Genomic DNA, 26,932 nt, shown 5'->3' with positions numbered 1-26,932 from the left:
TTCAGTCGTCTGCGTTCCCGTAGGCCGGATAAGGCGTTAGCCGCAATCCGGGGATTCCTCTGCGCCGTAGCGGCCCCTTGTGGTTACAGTTTTCCTAACGCGCTCAGTATTTTCTCTGGCGTGAAATGCCATTCGCGTAGCCAGACGCCGCAGGCATCGTGAATGGCGGTGGCAATCGCCGGAGCCGCGCCGTTGACGCCGATTTCGGAGATTGATTTCGCGCCAAACGGGCCGACCTTGTCATCGCTTGGCACCAGCACCGCGCGGAAATCATGCGGAATATCGCCGATTTTCGGCGCGCCATAGCTGCGCAGATCGCGGGTAAGCGGATGGCCCTGTGCGTCGTAAAGAATCTCCTCCGTCAGGCTATGACCAATGGCGCGCATCGACGCCCCGTAAATTTGCCCCAGCGCCAGCTCCGGGTTAACCGGCGTGCCGCAGTCCAGCAGCGCATAGAACTTGTCGAGGCGGATTTCACCGGTGCGGGTATTCACCGCCACTTCGGCGAAGTTGGCTCCATACGGGAAGGCGAAATCGGCAGTGATATAGCTGGCGGTGGCGACCAGCGTACCGAAGCCGGTACCGGTCTCGGCCTTGTGGGCGATATCGGCATAGCTCACTTCCCCCTGCTTACCGCGCACCACGCCTGGGGCTACCAGCTCAACGTCGCTTAGCTGTTCCCCGAGCATCTCTGCGCCGTGGAAGCGTATTTTTTCCCGCAGATTTTCTGCTGCCTTACGCGCCGCATTACCAGAGAAGCAGGTGCCGGATGAGGCGTAAGCGCCTTTGTCGAACAACGCATGATCGGTGTCGCCGGAAATGACATGCACCTCCTGCGGCGGGCAGTGCAGTACTTCTGCCGCCAGCTTGGTGACCACCGTATCCAGTCCGGTACCGATATCCGCGCCGCCGGAATGGACGATAAAGGTGCCATCGGATTCGAGCTTGATCATGCAGTTGGCCTGGTCGATGTCCGGGATCCCCGACTTCTGCATAATGATCGCCACGCCGCGACCTGTCCGCCAGTCGCCCGCGTGCAGTTTCGGTGACGACCATTGGATCATCTCGCGGCCCTGACGCAGGATCTCCTCCAGCGCACAGCTGGCAGCGGTAGGCACCGACGTTGGCGCTTTACCTTCGCCAATCGCGCCAAGGATCTTCAGCTCCTGCCCTTCATGCACGCGGTTGCGCTCGATAATCTCCAGTTGATCGATCTGCAACTGCTCCGCCAGTTCCGCCAGTGCCATAGTGATGGCGAAGTTGCCCTTCGGTGCGCCATAGCCCTGATAAGCGCCGGTTGGGCAGATATTGCTGTAGTAGGTCGTCACTTTGAAATCGACGTTATCGCAGGGATACAGCGGCAGCGACAGCGCCGGTCCGTTGGACGGTACGGTCAGCGAATGGTTGCCGTAGGGGCCGGTGTTGGCGCGGAAATCCATCTTCACCGCCGTCAGGCGACCATCTTTCTTCGCCCCCAGCTTCACCGTCACCTTGGCGACGTGGCGAGAGGTATTGGCGATAAACTCCTCTTCACGGGTATAGCGGAAATAGACCGGGCGTCCGGTGACGCAGGTGGCCCAGGCGCAGACCTCTTCCAACAGGATGTCCTGCTTGGAGCCGAAACCGCCGCCCACGCGCTCTTTAATCACGTGAACCTTGTGCTGCTTCATGCCGACCAGACGCGCCACCTGGCGGCGAAGGTGCCACGGAACCTGGGTAGAGGCGTGAATAACCAGACGATCGCCGTCCATGCGGGTAAAACAAAGATGCGGTTCCGTCGGGCACTGCTGGGCCTGAGTGGAGGAGTAGGTGCGCTCGATAACCACATCGGCTTCAGCGAAACCTTTCTCCATATCGCCAATATGGCCGTGAATGCTGGCGGCGATATTCTTGCGCGGGCGCGAGCCAATGGGGAAATTGATAATCATATGTTCGCCGCGCTGGGTGGCGTGGCGGTTATCTTCTTCCAGCGTATCCGGTGCGCCAGCGACGTACACCACCGGTTCATCGTGAACCACCGGCGCGTCATCGGCCATCGCCTCATCAATCGACATCACCGGCTTAAGCACCTCATATTTGACGTCGATAAGCTTCAGCGCGGCCAATGCAATATCTTCACTTTCTGCGACAACCGCCGCGACGCGATCGCCGACGTGGCGTAGCTTCTTACCGAACATCCGCCGGTCGAGCGGTGACGGCTCCGGTGCGCTCTGCCCGCCGGGGGTATAATAGATATCAGGGCAGTTAAGATGGGTGATCACGTGAATCACGCCGGGCAGCGCCTCGGCCTTGCTGACGTCAAGATGAGTAATTAGCGCGTGGGGATGCGGGCTGCGCAGCATTTTAATAATGCAGGCGTCCGGTGTGACGCGGTCCTCCACGTAGCAGGGCTTGGCCTGCACCATGGTTGCCGCATCGGTTTTCGGATACAGCTTGCCGACGATCGCCAGATCGTCGCGGAAGGTCGGGGCGCTATCGATAGCGATCTGCGGGTCGCCTTTACGCGCCACCGCCAGTTCGATCACCTGATAATATTGCTGCCAGCCCGCGTCGCGGCTAAATAATCCGGAGAGCGCGTCATCGATCTCATCGCGCGTCGGGGCGGCGATACGATCCAGCAGATCGCTGATAATCAGCGCGGCGGCGGGATCGTTATAGCCCGATTGCACCACGCCGACATCGACCATCGCCTGCTGCACCAGACTGAGCTGATTCCATTTGCCCAGCGATTCGCTGGTGCGGATCTCCGCCTGTTCAAGCTGAGCGGCGATCAGCAGGGAGGCGTTCACGATGCGGCCGTTAAACAGAATCGCGTCGGAGCCCGCGAAGCCGAAACCATCGTCGCTGTTGCGCACCGAGTGCATCCCGAGGCCGAAAAGCAGCGCCTGTACGTTAGCGCCGGGATTGACCTTCATCTCGCGCGCAGCGCCGTTCAAGGTAAAGTGAATCATCATACGACCTCCTCGCCCATCTGCTGGCAGTCGGCATACAGGTCTGCGACAACCACGCCAGTGATATAGCGTTTATAGGCCACGCTGCCCCGAACATCCTGCTGAGGGAAAATTGCGGCGGCGACGGCCTGCTCCAGCGCGCTGCCTTCCAGTTGCTGCGACTCCACGTCCCGCAGGCGCAGGGGACCATCGGCCACGCCGTCCAGCGCGATATGTACGCCGTCGTGTTCTGAGATGGCAACCGCCGCGGTGACGACGGTTAACCCCGCCTGTGAGCGGCTGATTTTGCGCGTGGCGCAGGGGCGGAAGGGGTCTTTAATGACAATTTCCGTGATCAGCCGCGCGCCGGGATCGGCGAGATAGCTCTCCAGCGACAGGCACTTGCCGTCGCCAAATACCAGATGCGCGTCCAGCGCCAGCAGAACGGGCAGCAGCACCGACTCTTCTTGTCGTGCGGCGATTTCGCCGCCGAGGGTTGACTGGTTGCGCAGGTGGCGGGAGTAGACGAAGCCCAGCGCGTCGTGTAGCGCGGCGGGAATGAAGTGCGCATCACGCAGGGTTTGCAGACGCGTCATTGCGCCAACGCGCAGCGCGCCGTTGTCCCAGTCCACCCATTCCAGCTCAAGGTCCTGTAACGAAATGGCGATTCGCTTATCCGGTCGTGTCGGAGTGGCATTGATCTTACTGCCTCCGGCAAACCAGACGGCATCATCCTGGTAGCGTGATTTGAGCTCCAGCGCCTGCTCTACAGAGTCTGGTTTGAAAAATTGCTCGATCATAATCTTTCCTCATCAATCCCCCTTTCAGCACGAAAGAGGGCGTGGGCTATGCCAGAGAGTCCATACGCCGCCACATATCTGCGGCGACTTTTCGGGCCTGGGCGTAAATCGAATCGCAATCAAAGGTGAACTGCCGGTCTTCGTAGACCATCACGCCGTTGACCATCACGCTATGAACGCTGACGGAACCGAGGCCAAAGGCGATATGTCCGGCGATATTGTCTGCCAGCAGCGGCGTCGGCGCGGCATAATCGCAAATGGTCAGGTCGGCTTTATAACCAGCCTCTAACTGCCCAAAGCGAGCGCTAAAGTTGCGGCTCAGCAGTTCGTTACCGCTGGCCAGCGCGCGGGCGAAGCTGTCTGGCCACAGCGGGCCACCGGCATCGCGATGCTTAAAGAAGGCAAACTTCATCTCTTCCAGCATGTCGGAGCCGATACCGTCGGTACCCAGCGCCAGGTTGCGGATATCGGTGAGGTGATGGTTGTAGCCCACATGGTTGTTCATGTTGGAACGGGCGTTGTGCACCAGAAAAGCATCCTGTTCGTTGAGCAGGGCGATATCGTCTGTCGACAAATACAGTCCGTGCGCCACCAGCGTTTTGCTGTTGATAAGGTCGTATTCCGCCAGCCTGACCAGCAGGTCTTTGCCATAAAGATGGTGGCTGTGGGAGACATCATAGAGATCTTCCGCCGCGTGGATATGCAGCCCGCGCCCGGTAACCTTGAGGGCCTCGCTGAGCATGGATAGCCCAGCATCCGGCACGGTAAAGGGGGCATGAGCGCCGATATGTGCTTCCACCAGATAGGGCTCCGTGCCCGTCGCCCGCGCTTGGTCTATCTGGCGGGCGAAGCGGATATTTTCCTCTACGCCTGCCTGCAATTCATCGACTCCACCGTTGCGGTCGGTGGTTTCAAAGCAGGTCATCCCGCGCAGGCCAATCTTCAAGAAGGCATTGCGCAGCGTAGAGAGCGAGCCGTCGATATACGCCGGAGAAGCGTGATGGTCGATGACCGCAGAGCATCCGCTCTTAATGGCTTCCATTGAGCAAATCAGCCCGCTGTAGTAGAGCGACTCTTCGTCCAGCGCGCGGTCCAGCCGCCACCACAGATTTTTCAGCGTCGAAATAAAATCCGGGCTGGGGGCGATATTGGCCATAATGCCGCGCGACAATCCGGAGTAGAAATGGTTGTGTGCGCATACCAGTCCGGGCATCACGATGCGTCCGTGCATCTCCTTCCAGTCAGCCTGTGGATAGCGTCGGGTCAGCGCATCGCCAACCTCAACAATAACGTCATTTTCGATAGCGATATCAACGTCTTCCTGCACTTTTGCCGGATAAAGTTGTACGGCGGTCACATTCTTTAGAATTAACATCGTTATACCTCCACCCGGCCCAGCAGATAGTGATGCTGCTGGTGGACATGGCTGATGATGCGACACATCTCATCCAGCCCCGGAGGGATGCTGGCGAACTGGCCGTCGTTGTCGATATTCAGTACCCAGCTTTGGCTGTCGAGACGCACGCGCACGCGGTCATCTTCCACCAGAAATCCAGGGTTGCTGCTGGAGTCAAAATCCTGTGCCAGGCTGAAGACGGTGATTTTGTCTTTGTAGGGTTTGCCCAGCCACGGGCAGAACTGGGCGCAGTTGCCGCATTCGTTGCAGTAAGCATCCAGATGCAACGTCTGGAAGCGATTCTGGAAGCCAGGGACCGCAATAGAGATGTTGGCGCGGTTCGGACAGACATCCACGCACTTGCTGCACACGTAGTTGCATTCAAGGCAGCGTTCGGCTTCCTGAGCGACGAAAGCATCGCGGTCGTCTTTATCGACTATCGCGACCGCTATTTCCCCCTTGCGCTGGTAGATTTCCGCCGGGCTGACGTTGTTCCAGCGTTTATCCGCGTGGTGGGAGCGGATATTTTCCCGATAGAGGATGGTATCGCTTGCCCGACGGGCTGAGCCGATAGCGGCGACGATGGAAGAGGGGCCACGCTGAACATCACCAATCATAAAGACGTTGGCAAGGCGGGTTTCGCCGCTAGCATTGACTTCTGGCCAGCCTTTTTCATCCAGCGGAATGCCCATGGCGCTCAGGGCGTCGGTATCCTGCTGCTCGCCGATGGCGGTGATCAGGCTGTCGGCATGCAGCGTTACGGTTTCATCGGTTTCGACCGGACGGCGGCGGCCTTTGGCGTCCGGTTCACCCAGCGACATCACCCGCAGGGTCAGCGTGCCGTCGGCATCAAAGCGCTGCGGATTATTGAGGAAGCGGAACTCAACGCCGTCGTGCAGCGCCTCTTCGTACTCTTCACGCCAGGCGGGCATTTCCTGAAGCGAACGGCGATACACGATAGTGGCTTTTTCTACGCCGGGTACGCGTAACGCCGCGCGGGCGCAGTCCATGGCGGTATTACCTGCACCCACCACCACCACGTGTTTACCCAGATTGAGCGTGGAACCCAGATTATATTCCCGCAGGAAAGGCAGTGATTTCCAGACGTGCGGGTTATCGCCGTGCAGCGTTACGCCGCTATTTTTATCGGTACCGGTAGCGACCAGCACATACTGATAGCCCTGATTTTTTAGCTGTTCGACCGTCAGATGCGCATCGCAGTCGTACTCAAATTTCACGCCGTGGTCGGCGACAAAATCAATATCGTGCTGGATGAGCTCCGCCGGAATGCGGAACTGCGGAATGATGTTTTTGACGACGCCGCCGGCGTTGGCTTCCCGCTCAAACACGGTAACCGGATGCCCCGCGCGCGCCAGAAAATAGCCTGCGGCAAGCCCCGCCGGGCCTGCGCCAATCACCGCAACCGGATGGCGTGAGCCGGAGCCCGCCGGTTTATGCCAACGCTGCTTGTACTCGTCCCAGCCTTTTTCCAGTGCGATTTTTTTGAGTTCACGGATGTTCAGCGCGCTGTCGTAGTCCAGGCGCGTACAGTTGTACTGGCACTGATGATCGCAGATATGCCCGGTAATAGCGGGCAGGGCATTGCGCTGATAGATCAGCTCCAGCGCGTCGGCGTAGCGCTGCTCGCCCATCAGGCGAATGTATTCCGGAATATCCTGTTTGATCGCGCAGGCCGTAATACAAGGTGCGACGTAGCAGTCGGTCAGCGGCAGGTCTTCAGCAACCTCAATGCGCTCTTCCGGTTTCCAGTGTTTCTGCGTATAGGCCATGGTGACGGCGTCTTCTGCCAGCCGGTTTAACCGCTCGACGTCGACGTGGGTCATTCCCCAGGCATCCGATGATTCCAGCTCGCGCATGCAGGCGCTCAGGCGCAGGTAACCGCCGGGCTTGAGCAGATCGGTCGCCATCGTAATGGGGCGGATCCCGGTGTCGAAAATGTCGCGAATGGTCAGCTGGCTGGCGCCGCCGGAATAAGAAATGGGTAATTTGCCGTCAAAAGCGCGGGACAGCACCGCCGCCACGTTGATGGCGAGCGGGAACAGCGCGCGGCCGGACATATACATCTCATCGCCGGGAAGCGCGCCTTTATTATTGATGGTGCCAAGGGTGTTGGTCAGCTTCACGCCGAAACCGAGCGATTTCTGTTTTGCCAGTGCCATCAGGCGTTGCAGCATTTCCAGCGCCTGGGCCAGTTTGAGATCGTGCTCGAACGACTCCTCTTTCAGGCCGATATAGGCAAAGCCGCAGCTATCCAGAATCTCGCGAACGCGCGCATAGCCCAGCAGCGTCGGGTTCAGCTTCACGAAGGTGTTCAGCGCTTTTTCTTCCAGCATGTACTGGCAGATAGCTTCGATTTCGTGCGGCGGGCAGCCGTGCATGGTGGAGAGCGTGACGCCGTGAACCAGGGTGGCTGGTATGCGCGCGGGCAGCGTGCGCAGGTTTTCCCGCTGCCCGCTCAGGCCGTGGCGCTCAAGGAAGGCGTCGTCGTGCAGCCAACGGCTAAGCGTGTCGCGATATTGCGCAAATTTCGGCTGCGTGGAGGCGTCTGTCATTGAGTCAATAAATTGCTGCATCGGCGGCTGCTTGATGCCGTCCAGGTTGTAGCCGACGCTCATATTGAAGATAAAAGACTTTTCTGCGCCCGAGGGCTGGAAAACCTGCTCTAACAGATGCAGAACGAACCACGCTTTCAGGTACTCATCCCACGCTTTTTGTAGGGTGAATTCGGTGGACCATTCGGTATTGAAGCACTCATCTTCGGCATCGATACAGGGTTTTTCCAGCTCCAGCCGGTCAAGGATTTGTACCGTTTTCAGCTCGATAAAGCGGCCGCCGGTGAGCCAGGAGGTGACAATATTTTGCGCCAGCTGGGTGTGTGGGCCAGCAGCGGGGCCAACGGGGGTAGCGCAGGTTTCACCAAAGACGCTGACCGATTTATCTTTGGCAGGTGAGTAAAATTGTTGCTCGGGAATACCAAAGATGGAGCGCTGCTGTTGGTATTCATCAAATATGCGCGTCAAGAGTTCCTCGAACGGAACGGGACGCATAATATCCCCCATAACCCTCTCCTTTATCATTAATTAGCCGGTACAAATAAACCGGTGGTATGGGAGAGATAGAGCAACATTCGCACCACTCTTGCTGGCGAGCGGCATAAATATAATTTTTTGTGAAGCGCTTCTAAAGTTATGTCTGCTTTGTGAAAGATCTCACATTGCGTAAATGAGAATTAAAATCAGTCCTGGTTGTTGATGAAGTCAGCGTTTCTCGAAAGTATCTTATTTTCTCAAAAAGGGTGAGTTTGTATCATTATGATAAGTGCGGAAGACGCCTGGTTTGATTATTTGAACGCAATCGTTTAACTCGGCAGATAAGCTATTTTATTGACGATGATGCAGGTTAATAAAATCTTCTGGCGTATCGATATCTAAAGTGATTTCGCGATTGTTTATTTCTACTCTATTATGCGCGCCCGCCAGCAATGCCTGACGCATATTTTTATGTGGCCGGGAGATAGCTTGCCGCAGGCACTCTCTGGTGAGCAAAATAGGGTGTCCAGGGACGCCGTGATAGTAAGGCATGAGCGCACCAGCGTTACGTAACGACCACATTTTATTGAATATTTCAACGGTGAGGCAGGGCATGTCGCCGTGGGTGATGAAGCAGTATTCGCTCTCAACGGCGGCGGCGGCAGCCTTCACGGAAGAGTATAAACCGTCAGCATAATCTGAGTTGTGGATAATAATAATATTACGCATATTGGCATAACGCTGATGCAGTTCATTGCCACGATATCCGGTGACTAAAATAACCCGGCTGCAAAAATGCAGGGCGTTTTTGATACTTGCATCAAGAATTGTCCCTCCTTGCCAGGGTAACATCATTTTCCATTCTCCCATCCGTGATGAAAGCCCTGCGGCGGTAATAATACAGTCGATAGCTGGCATTGCGCGTCCATTATTTAAGGTGATTGATGGTTACCAAGGAAAATATAAAGGATAACGCCGAATTGTTCTTTGACTTAGGTGCGCAGAGTCGTCCCTCGGTTATTTCAGTCGTGGGGGCCGGAGGCAAAACCAGCACCATTTTCTGGCTGGCTCAGTTATTCCATGCCAGCGGACGGCGCGTCGTGGTGACGACGACGACTCAAATGTTCCTGCCTGATGCTGCTTATCCGGTGATCTTTTGTCGGGAGGCTGCCGCTCTGCCTTCCCACTATCTCAAGCTGCCCATTTTAACCTGTTTTCACTCCTGGAAAGCGCAGGAGGGCAAAGCGCGAGGTTTTTCGGCGAGCGCCATTGATGCGCTGGCGGCGCGAGAGGAATGCGACGTTATTTTAGTGGAAGCTGATGGCGCTCACGGATTGCCGCTGAAAGCGCCGGATGAGCATGAACCTTGCATACCTGAAAGCAGCTGCTGCGTGATTGCCGTAACGGGCGGGCATATGTTGGGGGAGAAAACGGGAGCGGAAAATGTCCATCGCTGGCCGTTGTTTGCTGATATCACTGGCCTGACAGCGGATGAGCCGCTGACGTTCGGGCACCTTCTCCGGCTCATTCGCCATCCGCAGGGCGCGTTTAAAAATGTACCGCCGGGCAGCCGACGGATCTGGCTCCTCAACCAGTTTTCTCATTCTGAGAATCGCCTGGCTGAAGACGAACTGAACTCGCTCTTGCGCAATGGGGATATGGATGCCATCTGGCTGGGCGCGATACTGGAACGCCCGCCGATTATGCGCAGATTTGTGAGATAGCGACGCCGGGAGACCGGATCTACCGAACGGATATCCATTGAGGTTTTTATGAATATTTTCACAGAAGCTGCAAGACTCGAAGAACAGAACAGTCCATTTGCGCTGGCGCAAATTGTGGATAGCCGTGGCTCAACGCCGCGACATTCAGCAGAAATGCTTGTCCATCAGGATGGAACCATCGTCGGCACCATTGGCGGCGGTATGGTAGAGCGTAAGGTGATCGACGAGGCGCTACAGGCATTAGAGGAGCGAAAGCCGCGCCTGTTTCATGGGCGAATGGCGCGTAACGGCACCGATGCTGTAGGTTCAGATTGCGGCGGCGCGATGACGGTATTTATTAGCGTCCACGGGCTGCGGCCCCGGCTGGTGTTGATTGGCGCGGGGCATGTGAATCGGGCTATTGCCCAGAGCGCGGCGCTATTGGGTTTTGATATCGCCGTGGCAGATATCCATCGCGAAAGCTTAAATCCGGCCTCTTTTCCTCCTTCGGTACAGCTACTCTGTGCCGAGTCGTTTGCCGCGGCGGTGGATGCGCTGGAGATCCGCCCCGATAACTTTGTGCTGATCGCTACCAATAATCAGGATCGCGAGGCGCTGGATAAGCTGGTGGAACGCCCGGTGGCATGGCTGGGGTTGCTGGCGAGCCGCCGCAAGGTTCAGCTTTTTATGCGCCAGCTGCGGGAGAAGGGGGTTGATGAAGAGCATCTCGCGCGCCTGCATGCGCCGGTGGGCTATAACATTGGTGCCGAAACGCCGCAGGAGATTGCGGTGAGCGTGCTGGCTGAAATCTTACAGGTTAAAAACAATGCTCCCGGCGGCTTGATGATGCGAGCGGCGCACCCGTCCGGACACCAGCGCGTGGTGGTTCGCGGCGCGGGGGATATCGCCAGCGGCGTGGCGCTGCGTCTGTTTCATGCCGGATTCAAAGTGTTCATGCTGGAGGTTGAGAAACCGACGGTTATCCGCCGCAGCGTGGCTTTTGCCCAGGCCGCGTTTGACGGCGAAATGGTGGTCGAAGGCGTAACCGCCCGGCTGGCGAGCACGACGGCAGAGGCGATTGCGCTGGCTGAACGCGGTATTATCCCGATACTGGTCGACCCTTTCTGTTCATCGCTTGAGGCGCTGAAGCCTGTCTGCGTGGTCGATGCGATTCTGGCAAAACAGAATCTGGGCACTCATATTGAAATGGCACCGGTGACTATCGCGCTGGGGCCAGGGTTCCGTGCGGGTGAGGATTGCCGTGCGGTGATTGAGACCAATCGCGGTCACTGGTTGGGACAGGTGATTTACTCGGGCTGTGCGCAGGAAAATACCGGCGTTCCCGGCAATATTATGGGCCACACCGCGCGTCGGGTGATCCGCGCGCCAGCCGCAGGTATCATGCGTGCCAACGTGAAGCTAGGCGATCTGGTAGAAGAGGGTGATGTCGTGGCCTGGATTGGCGAAAGCGAAATTAAAGCGCCGCTATCGGGCATGGTGCGCGGCTTGTTAAGCGATGGTCTGGCTGTGGTCGGCGGCTTTAAGATTGGCGATATCGACCCGCGCGGCGAGACCGCTGATTTTACCAGCGTTTCTGATAAGGCGAGGGCGATTGGCGGCGGCGTGCTGGAAGCGCTGATGATGCTGATGCATCAGGGCGTGAAATCGACTAACGAGGTGCTGGAAGTTGCATAGAGTGGGCTACTCACCCTCAGACGACTGTGAACCTGTAGCCGGGAAGCTGATGCGCCGAACCATCAAGCCGGGCACCTCTCCCGGAGGCGGCGCCAGACGCGCCTTGTCCGGGCTACCAAACCGCATGCACTTGTAGCCCGGCTAAGCGCGAGCCGGGAAGCAGTTGCGCCGAACCATCAGGCCCGGCACCTCTCCCTGCACGCACTTGTAGCCCGGACAGATGCGTAGCATCGCCTCCGGGGAAAATACCAGCCCTCCCGACTAAGCGGCCAACGCCTTATCCGGCTACTGGCAAATCACGGTGCCGGTTTTACCTTCGATTCCTTCTTGCGCTTTGCTCAACACGGTAATCAGAGATTCGCGTCCTGGGCGGGAACGGGCGAACGAGGCGGCGGCTTCGACTTTCGGCAACATGGAACCTTTGGCGAAATGCCCTTCGTTGATAAAGCGCTCCGCATCGCTTAATGACAAGCGATCCAGCCACTGTTCGTTAGGTTTACCGAAGTTGATTGCCACTTTTTCCACCGCCGTCAGGATGATCAGCATATCCGCATCTATCATTTCGGCGAGCCGGGCGCTGGCCCAGTCCTTGTCGATCACCGCGCTGGCGCCGCGCAGATGGTTGCCTTCGCGGATCACCGGAATGCCGCCGCCGCCCACGGTAATTACTACCTGCCCGGCATCCAGCAGAGTTTTGACGGTCTCTTTCTCAATGATGTCTACCGGTTTAGGTGACGCGACGACGCGACGATAGCCGCGACCGGCATCTTCTTTCAGCGTATAGCCCTGTTTCTCCAGCTGTTCAGCCTCCTGCTGAGTGAAGAATGAACCGATAGGTTTGGTCGGATTAAGGAACGCGGGATCGTGGGCATCAACTTCCACCTGGGTCACCAGCGTCACTACCGGCTTATGCATCCCGCGCGACAGCAGCTCTTCGCGCAGCGCGTTTTGCAGATCGTAACCGATATAGCCCTGGCTCAACGCCACGCATACCGACATCGGCAGCATCGGCGTGTGGGCTTCGGTTTTCGCCGCCGCCTCAAAGGCCAGGTTGATCATCCCGACTTGCGGCCCGTTGCCGTGGGTGACCACTACCTGATGGCCCTGGGCGATTAAATCGACGATCGCCTGAGAGGTCATTTTGACGGCCTGCATCTGCCCGGCCAGATCCTCTCCCAGCGCATTTCCGCCGAGGGCGAGAACAATTTTCTTACTCATTTTTCCTCACTTATTCAGTATGCCAGGGATGGCTAAACGGTTTGCGTCTCAGGAAGCGGCCCCGGCCCGCTCTGGCGTTAAACTCCCCTTTGCAAAAGAGGGTTTCACCGCGCGAAAGGGTTCTGACGATCGCCCCGGTACAGCGAAAGCCCTCCCATGGGGAGTAGTCGGCGTTGTCATGCAGTTCGGCGTGACGAATTTCTGTCGTTTGATTCGGGTCGATAATCACCACATCGCCATCGGAGCCCGGGGCCAGCCGTCCTTTCTGCGGCCACAGACCGAACAGCCTGGACGGCATGGTGCTGGTCATATCGACAAAGCGTTCTGGCGTGATGCGCCCGCTCATCACGGCGCTGGAAAAGAGCAGCAGCAGGCGGTTTTCCACGCCGGGCAGACCGTTCGGGCAACGGTTGAAATCGCCGCCAGAGAGCTGCTGGCGCTGGGCTATCGAAAAGTTGCAGTGGTCGGTGGCGACCACGTCGATTGCACCGTCGCTGATGCCGCACCAGAGTTTGTCCTGCTCGCGGACGTTGCGCAGAGGCGGGCTGAGAATAAAATTCAGCCCGTCAGGTGCGTCATAACGGCGCTCATCCAGCAATAGATATTGCGGGCAGGTCTCTACCCACACCGGCTGGTGGTTAGCTCTTGCCAGGCGTAAATAATCCAGCCCCAGACCGTTGGAGAGATGGACGATATACAGCGGCGCATTCCCGGCAATCTGCGCCAGATTGATCATCCGGGCAATAGCTTCGGCCTCGCACTCCAGCGGGCGGCTCAGGGCGTGATAGCGCGGCGCGGTCAGCCCGGCGGTAAGAAACTCGGCGCGTTTACAGGCAATGGCGGCATCATTCTCCGGATGGACTGTCGTCAGCGCGCCGGAGATGTGCAGGCGGCGCAGCGCTTGCAGCACATCATCGTCGTTGAGCTTGTACTGATAGGTCAGGTAGAGCTTAAAGCTGCTGATCCCCTCTTCAACCATCATCGGAATTTCATCAAGAATGGCGTGATTGATATGCTGGATGACCCCGTGGAAGCTGTAATCGACCACCGCCTTATGCGCGGCGTAACCGTGGTAAACCTCCAGTTGATGGCGTAACCGGCAGCCTGTCGGGCCAAACCCCATATGGTCGATAATGGTTGTTGTACCGCCACACGCCGCCGCGCGGGTGCCGGTAAAAAAATCATCACAGCTACGGGCAATGCCGACGTCAATGTTGAAATGGGTGTGCACGTCCACGCCGCCGGGCATGACGTAGCAGCCGGCTGCATCGACGATCTCGCAAGGCAGCTGTGGCGTAATATTGTCGCCGAGCTGACGAACAATACCGTTTTCTATCAGCAAATCCTGTTTTGCCTGTCCGTCAGCGTTAACGACGATTCCGTTTTTAATCAGTACGCGCATAGCAGACTCCAGAAATCCCCCGGTAAGCCGGGGGATGCAGAGGGATGATTATTTTGTTGCCAGCCAGCTCAGCGGGATGGCGGCGTACATGGCGGCGCAGGTGACCAGATGCGATTTCCAGGTTTTCTCGTTTGGCGCATGGGCTTCCGGCTCTTTGCCCGGACCAAAGCCGATCACCGGAATGCCGTGGCGTCCCATAATCGAGACGCCGTTGGTGGAGAAGGTCCACTTATCGACCACCGGCGCTTTGCCGAACAGCCCTTCATAAGCATTGACCAGCGCTTTGACGGTGAAGTGATCCTCTTCGACTTTCCAGGTCGGGAAGTAGCATTCGGTCGGATAAACTAACCCGGTCCAGGATGGGCGGTCATAGTTGTACATTGACACCACCGCATTGGCTTTTTGTACGGCGGGCAGGGCGCGGATTTCGTCCAGCGCGCCTTCCCAGGTTTCGCCCCAGGTCAGACGGCGGTCGATGGAGACCGCACAGCTATCCGCCACCGCGCAGCGGCTCGGCGAGGTGAAGAAGATCTCGGAAACCGTCAACGTACCCTTGCCGAGGAATTCGTCGTAAGCCAGATGCTGCGACAAATCCTGCAATTCATTGAGAATCGGCCCCATCTTGAAGATCGCGTTATCGCCGCGCTCTGGTGCAGAGCCGTGACAGCTGACGCCCTGTACATCAACACGGATTTCCATACGCCCGCGCTGTCCGCGATACACCTGACAGTCGGTCGGCTCGGTGCTGACGACAAATTCCGGGCGAATGCCCGACTGCTCGATAATGTACTGCCAGCACAGGCCGTCGCAGTCTTCTTCCTGTACCGTACCGGTCACCAGCAGGGTGTACTCATCTTCCAGACCGAGGTCTTTGATGATCTTCCCGGCATACACCATCGATGCCATGCCACCTTCCTGATCGGAAGTGCCGCGTCCGCCGATCAGCTCATCGGTTTCCATGCCTTCATACGGATCAAATTCCCAGTTCTTAATATTGCCGATCCCCACGGTATCGATATGGGCGTCCATCGCTACCAGCCGCGGGCCATGACCGATATAACCGAGAATGTTGCCCATCGGGTCGATCTCGACTTTATCGAAGCCGACTTTTTCCATCTCCTGTTTGATGCGGTGAACCACGCGTTTTTCATCGCAGCTCTCGCTGGGGATAGCGACCATATCGCGCAGGAAGCGCGTCATGTCGGCCTGGTAGTTGTGTGCTTTTTCCAGAATCAGTTTAAAGGGAATATGCTTAGCCATTGTTGTTCTCCAGTTTTATACCCGTCGTCTTTCAGGCTGCTTCTTTGTTGGCTACGTTCGTTCACCCCAGTCACTTACTTGAGTAAGCTCCTGAGGATTCTCTCGCTTGCCGCCTCGAAGCAACTTGAAATCCATTGGGTATAGCTCCCGTATCTCTTGGGGAGCTATTTTCTAATAAGGGGATTACGGGGTGACCGGATGTTTGCCTTCCCAGACCACTTCGCGATAGTGCTTCACGTCGGTGTCGCCTTCGGTGCTGATAACCAGCACGATGGCGTCTTTATCCAGCGCCAGTTTTTCCATCAGGGCCTGACGCTGCGGGTGATGGTGTACGGCGGCCAGAACGCCCAGGCCTACGGCGCCGGACTCGCCGGAGATTACCCGCGGATCGTCGCCGTATGGGTTACCCAGCACGCGCATGCCCAGCGCGGCGACGCTGTCCTGGCAGGAGATAAACTGCGTGGCGCAGTTGCGCAGAATTTCCCAGCCGAGCGGGTTAGGTTCGCCACAGGCCAGACCGGCCATGATGGTCGCCATATCGCCGTCGACGTTGACGATGTCGCCCTTAACGCCCGAGCGATAAATGCAGTCGGCTTTATCCGGCTCGACGATAATGCTGCGCAGGTTTTGCGGGCCATAAACATCCACCAGGTAGCCCAGCACGCCGCCCGCCATCGCGCCGACGCCAGCCTGGAGCAGCACGTGAGTCGGGGCCATGCCCATTTCGCGCATCTGCTCTACTGCTTCATCGGCAAGCGTCGCGTAGCCCTGCATAATCCAGGTCGGAATTTTGGTGTAGCCTTCCCAGGCGGTATCCTGCACCACCTCCCAGCCGTTTTGCTGCGCATGTTGCATGGTCAGACGAACGGTGTCGTCATAGTTCATATCGGTAACGATGCATTCAGCGCCGAGGTTGAGAATGGCGTCGACGCGCTCCTGAGCGGAGCCTTTCGGCATATAAATCACCGCATGTTGCCCGAGCTGCTGCGCGGCCCAGGCGATGCCGCGACCGTGGTTGCCATCGGTAGTGGTGGCAAAGGTCATCTTTTCGCCGATAGCGTTTTTGAGCTGCGCGAACGAGAGCGTCTCGATATCAAGTTGATATTTCTCGCATAGCAAGCGGGCGATGGCATAGGCACCGCCGAGCATTTTGAAGGCGTTCAGCCCAAAGCGTTTTGATTCATCTTTGACGAGAATTTTTTTCACGCCAAACAGACTGGCCAGGCTGTCCAGCGCGCAGAGCGGCGTTGGGCGATAGCCCGCGATTTTTTGATGGAACTGGCGCGCCACTTTGGCCTGTTTTTGCGAAAAGAGGGGCGACGTTTCACCGTTATAAAAATGGTTGTCGGCAATATCGATCTTCAGTGTGAAAACGGACATATCCTATCCTTATTGGCCTCCGGAACGGAAAGCCGACCGGTGGGTCGGCTCGGGGGTTATTTCATGCGCTGTTGCGCTTCTTTCAACAGTTGTTCCAGCAGAACTCCGGGCTTCGGATATTTGCGGGCGAGGATCATCGCGGCGATGATGTAAGGCTTCCAGCTGGCCTCTTTATAAGTGGCGATGCGGTATTTTTCGAATACACCTTCGGTAACTTCGCCTTCTTTACAGGAGACGCCGCTTATATCGGCGGGCAGGCAGTGCATATACAGCGCTTCGCCGTCGCGGGTTAGCTCCATCATCTCTTCGGTGCAGTGCCAGTCTTTATGCTTCGAGTTCTGCTCCAGACACTGTCTTTCCAGTTCTTTCAGCGCGGCATGGTCGTTAGCGCGCAGTAACTCAGTACGCTCTTCCATCACTTTGTAAGGGGCCCATGACTTCGGATAGACGATGTCGGCATCCTTAAAGGCCTCTTCCATGCTGGTCACCTGGCGGAAGCTGCCGCCGGAGGCGTTGGCGTTGCTTTTCGCCACTTCGATAACATCGGGAATCAGGTCATAGCCTTCCGGATGAGCCAGCGTGACGTCCATACCGAAGCGGGTCATCAGGCCGATAATGCCCTGCGGCACGGAGAGCGGTTTGCCGTAGCTGGGGGAATACGCCCAGGTCATGGCGATTTTTTTGCCTTTGAGGTTTTCCAGCGAGCCAAAGTGTTCACGCAGCCAGGCCAGATCCGCCATCGCCTGCGTCGGGTGGTCGATATCACATTGCAGGTTAACTAACGCCGGACGCTGCGGCAGCACGCCCTGTTTGTAACCATCGTCAAGCGCCGCGCCGACTTCACGCATATAGGCGTTGCCCGCGCCGAGGTACATGTCGTCGCGAATACCGATCGCATCGGCGCAAAACGAGATCATATTGGCCGTTTCGCGGACGGTTTCGCCGTGGGCGATTTGCGATTTGCCTTCATCGAGATCCTGCTGGGCGAGGCCGAGCAGGTTGAGGGCCGAGGCATAAGAGAAGCGGGTACGGGTGGAGTTATCGCGGAAAACAGAAATCCCTAATCCGCTGTTGAAGACTTTGGTCGCGATGTTCTCAGCGCGTAGCATCTTCAGCGCGGCGGCGACGTCGAGGACTTGCTTCAGTTCATCCGGCGTCTGCTCCCACGTTAATAAAAAATCCTTCTCGTGAAGGTGCGAGGTCAGCGAATTGATATCCTTTATCAGCTCATTAACAGTTTTCATTGTAAGGTCCCGGTAGTGGAATGACGGCAAAGTGGCTTAACGGCTGTGACTGCGCGATATCACAGCGATACCATCAACTAACAATAAGTGTGCCAGGATTAATTCAAGGTGGCGTCAGTCCTATTTTAGGGCGGTTATTTGTGGCTGCGATCACAAATTAACAATGTTATTGGCGGAAATTAATCGACGTAAACGTTTGGCTTTTTAAATATCATTTTTCATCGCTATAAAGAGAATTGAAATAATATTAAGGGTCGGGGAGTAAATCGTCATATTGATAAATAAGCTGGGGTAATTCTCATATTGATATAGAAATGTGACACCTCTTGCATAATTATCATGACAAAATGATAAACACCCCGCTTTTTATCAAAGCCGTTTTTTTCTGAGTTAGTATCATAGTCCTCTTGCAGTCATCGATATCCTCAACGATCTACCGCTTAAGAGCCTATCCCAGTAGGCGTTATTGGCGCAGACAGTTTGAACACGGACAGCGCGGAAGAACCGGAGCGTACACGTAGTACGTGAGGATTCTGAGCACTGCCCAGGTTCAAAATGGCAAGCAAAATAGCCCTAATGAGATAGGCTCTAAGTGATGCCGGAAGGTAAGTCTATGGTCCTCGCAACAACGCAATCCGTTTTGATGCAGATTCAACCGACTATTCAGCGCTTTGCCAGAATGCTGGCCAGCGTTTTGCAACTTGAGGTAGAGATTGTCGACGAACACCTGTGCCGCGTGGCGGGTACCGGCGCCTACGGCAAGTTTCTGGGGCGTCCGCTAAGCAGCAATTCAAGGCTATTGCGCTTTGTTCTGGAAACCCAGCAGGAAAAGGTGGTCACCCATTCTCGCCACGATCCGCTCTGTGAAGGATGTGACAGTAAAGATAATTGCCGTGAGAAAGCCTTTTTGGGCACGCCGGTTATTTTACAAGACCGCTGCGTGGGGGTGATAAGTTTGATTGCCGTTACCCATGAACAGCAGGAGCATATTAACGATAATCTGCGCGAGTTCTCCGATTACGTTCGCCATATATCGACCATTTTTGTTTCGAAACTTCTGCAAGATCAGGACGGCAATGACAGCATCAGTAAAATATTCGCGACGATGATCGAGAATATGGATCAAGGGGTGCTGGTTATTGATGAAGATAATCGCGTGCAGTTTGCTAATCAAACGGCACTGAAAATACTCGGGGTGATGCAAAACACCATGATGGGTAAATCTGTGCGCTTCAGACCGCTCACCTTTGAGAGTAATTTTACGCACGGACATATGCAACATATTGTTTCGTGGGATGATAAAAGCGAACTCATTATTGGTCAGCTGCATAATGTTCAGGGGCGGCAATTATTCCTGATGGCCTTTCATCAGTCGCATACCAGTACCGTCGTGGCGTTAGCCGATAATGAACCGCATATTGAACAACTGGTCGGTGAGTGCCGGGGGATGCGCCAGCTTAAGCAGCTGATTGGTCGTATTGCCCCGAGCCCTTCCAGCGTGATGATTGTCGGCGAAAGCGGCACCGGAAAAGAGGTGGTCGCCCAGGCAATTCACAAGCTCAGCGATCGCAAAAATAAACCTTTTATCGCCATTAACTGCGCCGCCATTCCGGAGCAACTGCTGGAAAGCGAATTATTTGGCTATGTGAAAGGCGCATTTACCGGGGCATCAGCCAACGGTAAAACAGGTCTGATTCAGGCGGCTAATAGCGGGACGCTATTCCTTGATGAGATTGGCGATATGCCGCTGGTGCTCCAGGCTAAGCTGCTGCGGGCTATTGAAGCGCGGGAAATTCTGCCTCTCGGCGCCAGCAGTCCGGTGCCGGTGGATATCCGCATCATCTCCGCCACCAACCAAAATCTCGGGCAGTTTATTGCCGAGGGTAAATTCCGCGAAGACCTTTTCTACAGGCTTAACGTCATCCCGTTAACCCTGCCGCCACTGCGTGAACGTCAGGATGATATCGAGCTGCTGGTGCACTACTTTCTGCACCTGCATACCCGTCGGCTCGGCCTGGTTTACCCCGGCATCGCCCCGGATGTGGTGACGTTGCTGAAGTATCATCGCTGGCCGGGCAATCTGCGAGAATTGAGCAACCTGATGGAGTATCTGGTTAACGTTGTTCCCTCGGGAGAGGTGATTGATAGCACGCTGCTGCCACCGAATCTGCTCAATAACGGTAAAGCGCCCGAGCGTGATATCGCGCCCGCTGAGGTGCTGCACGCGCTGGCCGACGACGCCGGAGGCACCGCGCTTGAGGAGATGGAGAAACAGATGATCCGCGAAGCGCTGTCCCGGCATCACAATAAAAAACAGGCGGCGGACGAGCTGGGCATCGGTATTGCCACGCTCTATCGCAAGATTAAGAAATATGAATTGCTGAACGTCTGAACGGCACATTTCCCGGAGGCGATGCTGCGCATCTGTCCGGGCTACCAAACCCGCAGAACGCACAGACCCGTAGCCCGGGCAAGGCGCGTTGAGCGCCGCCCCCGGGATGAAGCCACGCAGAGGCATCAGATCTGGCACATTTCCCGGAGGCGATGCTGCGCATCTGTCCGGGCTACCAAACCCGCAGAGCGCACGAACCTGTATTTCCCGGAGGCGATATCCGACGCGCGTTATTCCTGCTTCTCGCAGGCCTGTACGGCCTGGAGGATCATCTGATAGCCGGTGCAGCGGCACAGGTTTCCCGCCAGCCCCCGGCGGATCTCCAACACGGTTAGCGGTTGGCTGCGCGGTTTGGCGAGCATGGCTGTGGTCGCCATAATCAACCCCGGCGTGCAGAACCCGCACTGAACGGCACCCGATTCTGCATAGGCTTTTTGCACCGGTGACAGTCGTCCGGCCTGCTGCTCTCCCTCCAGCGTGCGAATCTCCTTGCCTGCGGCCCAGACGGCGAGATACAGGCAGCTGTCTATCGGCGTTCCATCAATCAAAACGGTGCATGCGCCGCACTCCCCGACGCAGCAGCCGTGTTTCACGCTCAATAACCCCTGTTCGCGCAGCAGCTCGGAGAGCGGCATACCCGGCGAGACGCTTAGCTGAAAGGCCATTCCGTTGATTCGACATTCGATGGTGATTCTGTCGCTGTGATTCATTGCCATTCTCCTCCCGCCGCAATAACGGCTTCGCTGACCACTTTTTTTGTCATCGTCTGGATAAGGTGCAGACGAAATGCTTTGCTGGCGCGCCAGGAGGAGCGCGGGGTGACGTCCTGCAATACCGCTTCGCCGAGTGTCTCGAGAGTTTGCCGGGTTAATGGGGCGTTTTGCGCGCTCTGTTCAGCGTGTTGGCAGCGGATGGGCGTGGGGGCGGCGACTCCGAAGGCCAGCCGCAGCTCGCGAATGCGCCCTCCCTCCAGACAACAGCACGCAGCACAGCCGATGGTGGAAATATCCATGGCATCGCGCATGGCATATTTATAGTGTGCGCTGCCGGTAGATGAGGTGGGCTGGGCAGGAAAGTGAAACGCCACCACCAGCTCGTCGTGCTCAAGGGATACTTTGCCGGGGCCGGTGTGAAAGCCGTTGATCGGCGTAAAGCGCACGCCCCTCGACGAATGGATCTCCAGCGAGGCTTCGTAAATCAGCGTCGGGGTGGCAGAGTCGGCGCTGGTCGCTCCGTTGCAAATATTGCCGCCGTAGGTGGCGACGTTACGAATTTGCGGTCCGGCGATTGACGCAGAAGCCGCGCTGAGAGCGGGAAGATGGCGCTGGACTAAGGGATGGTCGATAAGCTCGCTAAAGGTGGTGGCGGAGCCGATGCGAATCCCGCCGTGCTCAGTGAGGGTAATGCCGCGCAGCTCCTCTAAGGCGTTGATGTCCACTATATGGCGATAACGAGCGTTGTGATGGTGAAGCTGAATTAAAACGTCAGTGCCGCCCGCGAGCAGTTTCGCCTGCGGATTGTTTGCCAGCAGCGCGATGGCCCCGGCAATATCCGGGGCGCGATGGTAGGTCGCGATATCAAACATAGTCTTATCCTTTAATCAAACCCGCTTCATGAAACGCCTCGAACAGCCGTTTTGGCGTCAGCGGCAGCGTATCGACAGCGACGCCCGTCGCCATTTTGACCGCGTTACGAATGGCGGCGGCAATGGGAATAATCGGCGGCTCGCCGAGCGATTTATGCCCGTAGGCGGATTGCGGCTCCAGCGTTTCAACGAACGCGCTCTCCAGTTCCGGGAGATCGAGCATGGTCGGCATTTTGTAATCCAGCAGGTTGGGATTACGCACCACGCCGCTGTCGGCATCGATAATCATCTCTTCAAACAGCGACCAGCCGATGCCCATCCCCATTCCGCCATGCACCTGACCTTCCGCCAGCTGTGGATTCAAAATATGACCAGAGTCGTGGACGTTAAGGATCCGGTTAATCGTGACTTTACACAGGGTAAGATCGACGCTCAGGTCAACAAACGTGCAGCCGAAGGCCGGGGGATTAGTGGTGGTTTTCACCGAGCTTTCCGCCGACAGCTGACCGCCGCGTTCCGGGTGATAAAACGCGTCCATGGCCAGGTCTTTCAACGACAGCAGCGGGCGTGTGGGGCGATCGATAAGGACGATATTGCCGCCGATAAGCGCCAGGCTCATGGCCGACTGATGCAGCATGACAGCGGCGTGCGTGAGGATTTTTTCTTTCAATTCCAGCGCCGCTTTGCGCAGAGCGGGCGCGGTGGTATAGCTTTGCCGCGAAGCAAACGCGCCGGGATCGAACGGGGTGACATCGGTATCCTGGGTCGAAATCACGTGGACATTGCTCACCGGGACGCCGACGGTTTCCGCCACCATCTGCGCAAATACGGTATCGGCCCCCTGACCAATTTCCGTCGCGCCGCTCTGGACGTTGATCGTCCCGTCCTGATTCATCAGCAGGCGAACCCCGGCGATCTCAACGCCGACCGGCCAGGTGTTGGAGGTATAGCTAAAGCAGGCGACGCCGACGCCGCGACGGATATCGCCCTGCTGATTCTGATATTCAGCGCGGCGTTTATCCCATTCAAACAGCTCGCGGCCCTTTTGCAGGCACTCCGGCAGCCCGGCGCTGTAGATAATTTTGCCGGTGAGCGGGTTGGCGTCCCCTTCGCGGGCGACGTTGAGTAAGCGGACATCTACCGGATCGAGCCCCAACGCGGTGGCGGCATCATCCATCATCGCTTCCACTGCAAAAACGACCTGCGGCGCGCCGTATCCGCGCATCGCGCCCGCCGAGGGCAGATTGGTATAGCAGGTGGTGGAGCGGTACCCGTAGGCGCTGCGTGGATAGAGATACGCCACTTTGTTGCCGCCCGCCGAGGCGATGGAGTGGCCGTGCGAAGCATACGCCCCGGTGTTAGACAGCACGTCGAGACTGTAGCCTTTTAAGATGCCGTCGCGATTGATGCCCATCCGTCCGTCGATGGTAAACGCATGTCGCGTGCGGGAGGCGAGAAAGCACTCTTCGCGGCTGAGCGAGACCTTCACCGGAATGCCGCCGAGCTTGCTGGTCAGGAAGGCCGCCATAGGTTCTTCCAGTACGTCCTGTTTATTACCAAAACCGCCTCCGACATAGGGCTTAATAACCCGCACGCAGGACCACGGAATGCCGATCGCCTGACCGACGACCCGGCGCACGATGTGGGGGATCTGGGTGCTGGTGACGATGGAGATGCGGGAATCCTCTTCCATCCAGGCAAATGAGGTGACGGTCTCCATATGGCAATGTTGGATGACCGGCGTTTGATAGTGCCCCTGAATCTGCAGGTCTGCGGTTTCAATCGCCCCGGCAACGTCTCCGGTGGCCATTTCACTCTGTTTGAGCAGGTTGCCGCCGGGATGGATTTCGACGGCTCCTTCAGCCAGCGCGGCCTCCGGGGTGGTTATCACCGGCAATGGCTGCCAGTCGACCTTAACCAGCAGCGCCGCTTTCTCTGCGGTCAGCTCATCCCTGGCCACCACAATCGCCACTGCGTCACCGTGATGACGGACGTGACGGGTCAGCAGATAGCGGTCGGCGGCATCGCGTTTACCCGCCTCCAGCGTCCAGGCGTGGCCTGCGGTGGCAAACGCAATATCCGGCACATCTTCCCAGGTAAATACCGCCAGCACGCCGGGCACATTTTTGGCATCGTCACAATTGATGCTGTTGGCAAAGCCATGCGCGATGGGGCTGCGAACATATTTGGCATAACACATGCCTGCCATCACGTAATCATCGGTGTATCTGGCCCGCCCGGTCACCTTGGCAATGGCATCCACGCGCATACATGACTCACCGGTAACGGTCGCTTCTCGCGATTCCATAGTCGTCCCCCTGAAATGAAGATTTGGCTCGCAAGCCAATACCTAAAACAGGCAAGAATTACGCCAGAAGCGGAAATTACGGTAGGTAAGTCAAGGAACTGTGATGACGTTAAAAGTTGTGGCCGGTATGGGGAGGGGAGGGAGAAAAAAAGCCGCGCGTCGCGTATCATTATGAGCTTAATCAAATCATTATGATACGCGACGCACTATGGGGGATGATAGGCCTGTCAGGCAATCAGCGTCGCCAATAAATGGCGAGCCCGAAGGGGAGGGTGTTCAGGCGGTATCCATCAGTAGACTAAGAGATAGTTGCGCCAGACGTCTTTTTGAATACGGACCAGGCAGCCGGTAGTTCTTCGCACCTATAGGCACCCAGCCTACCTAGGGAAAGGTATTTCAGTATCATCGATAAATACTGTTTGTCTCTGGCTTCCTGCAATGACATCAACGGATATTTACCTACCGTCAGCACCTTCTCTTTACCATCGAGCTTGTAACGCAGTTGCCAGACTTTCTTTCCGATAACAGGCTCATAAATGTACAGCCCGTTGCTGTCGAGCAGCCGGTACGGTTTATCTTTCGGCTTTGCCGCGTCGATCTGCTTGATGGTGAGCATGGGTAAAACTCCGGTGGGTAAAATTATTTACTCGTTTTTTACCCGCCTAAGTGTGCGGCTGTCAGCGTTCTATTGCGAACTATGACGAACTGGTATTTTATTGAGAGCTTGCTGTGTAAGGGATTTTGCGAACTATTGCGGAGGGTGGAGAACGGTGCAATGGTGTCCCTGCAGGAATCGAAAATGTGATTATTATGATGTTTTTTAAAGGTTTTTTTCAATGCTAGTTTTTCAATACCATCATTGATACCATCATACGATAAAAACGTCTCATTAAGACCATAGAGATCGGTCTATGTCATCAGTTCTTAACATGAACAGTTGAATGAGAGTACGATGGGGCAGGGGCTGGCAATTCTGCTATTTGGTTGAAAAATGCCCAATAAACTCATCATCCCCACGCATTATACAATGCTTCTTGCCAACCAGCGGCATTTCGCGAATTCAAGAGTATACCCCTCAATTTATGTTTTTCACGTTCTGTATACCAGAATGGCTTAAATCACTCGCTAGCAAGCGCTGTCACTGGATTAGTCGTGTATACCAATGAGCACTTAGACATTTTATTTCCGCCCCTTCTAAACTAACAGAGGCGGTGATTGAACTAAGAAGTTAATTGTATTTTATGGTATTAGAAAAGAGATTGTTGATTTCAAATCCATATTTTACAACTAAATCATATGCACCTGACTCTACGTAAGAGTTCTCAAAATCTTTTTTGTTACCATCACTGTAGTTTCCTGTGCTTATTAGAAACTCTTCCGTTTTCTTTAAACTTGTCGAGCTTTCTTTTCCCGCATTTAATAACGAGTTGTTGTCTTTAAAGTTAGCCTCGTATTTTTCATGTAATTTAGTAATCGAGGGCGTGAGGCTTTTAATCTTGTGGAGGATATCTTGCTGATCATTATCATTTAACTCTTTTACATAATGATTTTCATAGAATACCTTCTCAAAACAACCTGACAGATCCTTGTCTAGATGTTTTTTAAATTCGTTCATTATGACATTATGAGGTTTTCTGATGTCATCCTCTGATGGTTGGCGCATAAGTATTTCTGTAGGTGAACACTGAGATATTGCATCAATAACATATTTTCTTGAGTATTCTCTTCTTAAATTCAAATACAAAATCCTTTGTTTTTCTTTTAATTTTTCATATTCAAGCTCTTTTTTTGCAATGGATTCCTGCAAGTTTGCATTCTGATATATTGGGATTACTGTATAAAATATTGTGAAAGTAGTTAAGAAAAATAACCCAACTTGAGCAATATAACTTATTCTAACCAACCACAGGTCAAATTTATTGTTAGTATTCATGATGATAAGCCCAATGTTAATGTTCGTATTGAACGGTTTTTAAAAAGTCCATGGCGCGGGTGGTTGATTGTTTATTTATCGTAAAGATGTAAGATGATAGTTCTTTTTCTGCTTCATAATTCCTCATTATCCCATCCTGGTCAGTTTTTAAATTTGTGGATTCTATATCCTTTATCAACTTATTAATTTTATTATCAAATCCGATTGGTTTTCTCATTAATGTATTCTTGTTTTTTTCAATGGAAATTTGAATTTTCTTTAGTATTTTAGTTCGAATATTTTCTGGCACGTTTTCTGAGCTGGATATAAAATTTCGATTGCCATCTTTTAATGCTTGGCTAATCGCATTGTATGGGCTTAAATATAGACTGTCAGGGTCGCTGTATGCTGATTTTGAATCACCTGAAGTATTGTTCACGAAATGTGCATTCTTTGAAAGATAAACCACCGCGACAAGTCCGGAAAAATTCTCCCAAAAAACAGATTCAAGATTCTTATTGTTTGCATTAACCGCTCTTTTGGCTATCAACTTCTGTTGATTTAGTTCATTCAATGTTTGTTTTAATTCTAAATTTATTGAGTTTAGTTTTTCTTCTGATTTTTTGTGTTGTAAATCTAGCCTGGCAATGCTGCTCT

Annotated in this window: 18 protein-coding genes and 1 pseudogene; 3 read left to right on the top strand and 16 right to left on the bottom strand. The window is 55.2% G+C overall.

Annotation, left to right across the window (positions count from 1 at the left end; translation table 11 throughout):
- Positions 1–83: 83 nt before the first annotated feature.
- The 5 genes from IMQ48_RS03420 to mocA form a co-directional block, all read right to left on the bottom strand.
- Entirely contained in the window at positions 84–2,954 is a 2,871-nt protein-coding gene (locus IMQ48_RS03420) for a molybdopterin-dependent oxidoreductase Mo/Fe-S-binding subunit (protein ID WP_196207916.1), read from the bottom strand.
- Entirely contained in the window at positions 2,951–3,730 is a 780-nt protein-coding gene (gene ygfM, locus IMQ48_RS03415) for a molybdopterin-dependent oxidoreductase FAD-binding subunit (protein WP_112217312.1), read from the bottom strand. The genes IMQ48_RS03420 and ygfM overlap by 4 nt, the downstream gene beginning before the upstream one ends.
- A 46-nt stretch (positions 3,731–3,776) precedes the next feature.
- Positions 3,777–5,105 (bottom strand): putative aminohydrolase SsnA, encoded by a 1,329-nt coding sequence (ssnA, locus tag IMQ48_RS03410; RefSeq protein ID WP_196207915.1) that lies wholly within the window; start codon positions 5,103–5,105, stop codon positions 3,777–3,779.
- A gap of 2 nt (positions 5,106–5,107) precedes the next feature.
- The gene (gene ygfK, locus IMQ48_RS03405; protein ID WP_196207914.1) at positions 5,108–8,206 is read right to left on the bottom strand and encodes a putative selenate reductase subunit YgfK; all 3,099 of its coding nucleotides are present in this window, start codon (positions 8,204–8,206) and stop codon (positions 5,108–5,110) included.
- A gap of 321 nt (positions 8,207–8,527) precedes the next feature.
- On the bottom strand, positions 8,528–9,094 hold the full coding sequence (gene mocA / locus IMQ48_RS03400) for a molybdenum cofactor cytidylyltransferase (protein WP_196207913.1): 567 nt from the start codon (positions 9,092–9,094) through the stop codon (positions 8,528–8,530).
- A gap of 26 nt (positions 9,095–9,120) precedes the next feature.
- On the opposite strand from mocA, the gene yqeC reads away from it, so the two are divergent.
- Positions 9,121–9,900 carry a selenium cofactor biosynthesis protein YqeC gene (gene yqeC, locus IMQ48_RS03395; RefSeq protein WP_196207912.1) on the top strand — a complete coding sequence of 260 codons (780 nt, stop codon included), beginning with the start codon at positions 9,121–9,123 and terminating at the stop codon, positions 9,898–9,900.
- Between the two features lie 48 nt (positions 9,901–9,948).
- Positions 9,949–11,574: a selenium-dependent molybdenum cofactor biosynthesis protein YqeB gene (gene yqeB, locus IMQ48_RS03390; RefSeq protein ID WP_181484955.1), complete on the top strand. Its 1,626-nt coding sequence runs from the start codon at positions 9,949–9,951 to the stop codon at positions 11,572–11,574.
- A 285-nt stretch (positions 11,575–11,859) separates the two neighbouring features.
- Here the strand turns inward: yqeB and arcC are convergent, their stop codons facing one another.
- From arcC to ygeW, 5 genes are all read right to left on the bottom strand, one after another.
- A complete protein-coding gene (arcC, locus tag IMQ48_RS03385) occupies positions 11,860–12,792 on the bottom strand; it encodes a carbamate kinase (protein WP_196207911.1) in 933 nt (310 codons plus the stop codon).
- Positions 12,793–12,802: 10 nt separating this feature from the next.
- Positions 12,803–14,194, bottom strand: a complete 1,392-nt coding sequence (gene hydA, locus IMQ48_RS03380; RefSeq protein WP_196207910.1) for a dihydropyrimidinase — start codon at positions 14,192–14,194, stop codon at positions 12,803–12,805.
- Between the two features lie 48 nt (positions 14,195–14,242).
- Positions 14,243–15,454: a YgeY family selenium metabolism-linked hydrolase gene (locus tag IMQ48_RS03375; RefSeq protein WP_196207909.1), complete on the bottom strand. Its 1,212-nt coding sequence runs from the start codon at positions 15,452–15,454 to the stop codon at positions 14,243–14,245.
- A gap of 183 nt (positions 15,455–15,637) precedes the next feature.
- Positions 15,638–16,834: a diaminopropionate ammonia-lyase gene (gene dpaL / locus IMQ48_RS03370; RefSeq protein ID WP_196207908.1), complete on the bottom strand. Its 1,197-nt coding sequence runs from the start codon at positions 16,832–16,834 to the stop codon at positions 15,638–15,640.
- Between the two features lie 56 nt (positions 16,835–16,890).
- Entirely contained in the window at positions 16,891–18,078 is a 1,188-nt protein-coding gene (ygeW, locus tag IMQ48_RS03365; protein ID WP_196207907.1) for a knotted carbamoyltransferase YgeW, read from the bottom strand.
- A 613-nt stretch (positions 18,079–18,691) separates the two neighbouring features.
- Here ygeW and IMQ48_RS03360 point away from each other — a divergent pair.
- On the top strand, positions 18,692–20,470 hold the full coding sequence (locus IMQ48_RS03360) for a sigma-54-dependent Fis family transcriptional regulator (RefSeq protein ID WP_196207906.1): 1,779 nt from the start codon (positions 18,692–18,694) through the stop codon (positions 20,468–20,470).
- Positions 20,471–20,700: 230 nt separating this feature from the next.
- On the opposite strand, the gene xdhC is transcribed toward IMQ48_RS03360, so the two are convergent.
- The 6 genes and pseudogenes from xdhC to IMQ48_RS03330 all read right to left on the bottom strand — a co-directional run.
- Positions 20,701–21,180, bottom strand: coding sequence for a xanthine dehydrogenase iron sulfur-binding subunit XdhC (gene xdhC / locus IMQ48_RS03355; protein ID WP_196207905.1), 480 nt, complete (start codon positions 21,178–21,180; stop codon positions 20,701–20,703).
- Entirely contained in the window at positions 21,177–22,055 is an 879-nt protein-coding gene (gene xdhB / locus IMQ48_RS03350) for a xanthine dehydrogenase FAD-binding subunit XdhB (RefSeq protein WP_196207904.1), read from the bottom strand. The genes xdhC and xdhB overlap by 4 nt, the downstream gene beginning before the upstream one ends.
- A gap of 4 nt (positions 22,056–22,059) precedes the next feature.
- Entirely contained in the window at positions 22,060–24,363 is a 2,304-nt protein-coding gene (gene xdhA / locus IMQ48_RS03345) for a xanthine dehydrogenase molybdenum-binding subunit XdhA (RefSeq protein WP_196207903.1), read from the bottom strand.
- Positions 24,364–24,742: 379 nt separating this feature from the next.
- Positions 24,743–24,979 (bottom strand): annotated as a pseudogene (locus IMQ48_RS03340) (Arm DNA-binding domain-containing protein); the annotation flags it as partial.
- Between the two features lie 612 nt (positions 24,980–25,591).
- Entirely contained in the window at positions 25,592–26,296 is a 705-nt protein-coding gene (locus IMQ48_RS03335) for a hypothetical protein (protein WP_196207901.1), read from the bottom strand.
- A gap of 16 nt (positions 26,297–26,312) precedes the next feature.
- A partial coding sequence (locus IMQ48_RS03330) for a hypothetical protein (protein ID WP_196207900.1) occupies positions 26,313–26,932 on the bottom strand: 620 nt, incomplete at its 5' end.

Source organism: Citrobacter sp. Res13-Sevr-PEB04-36, from assembly GCF_015672735.1.
Taxonomy (GTDB): Bacteria; Pseudomonadota; Gammaproteobacteria; order Enterobacterales; family Enterobacteriaceae; genus Citrobacter.
This window is presented reverse-complemented; position numbering and strand designations above follow the sequence as displayed.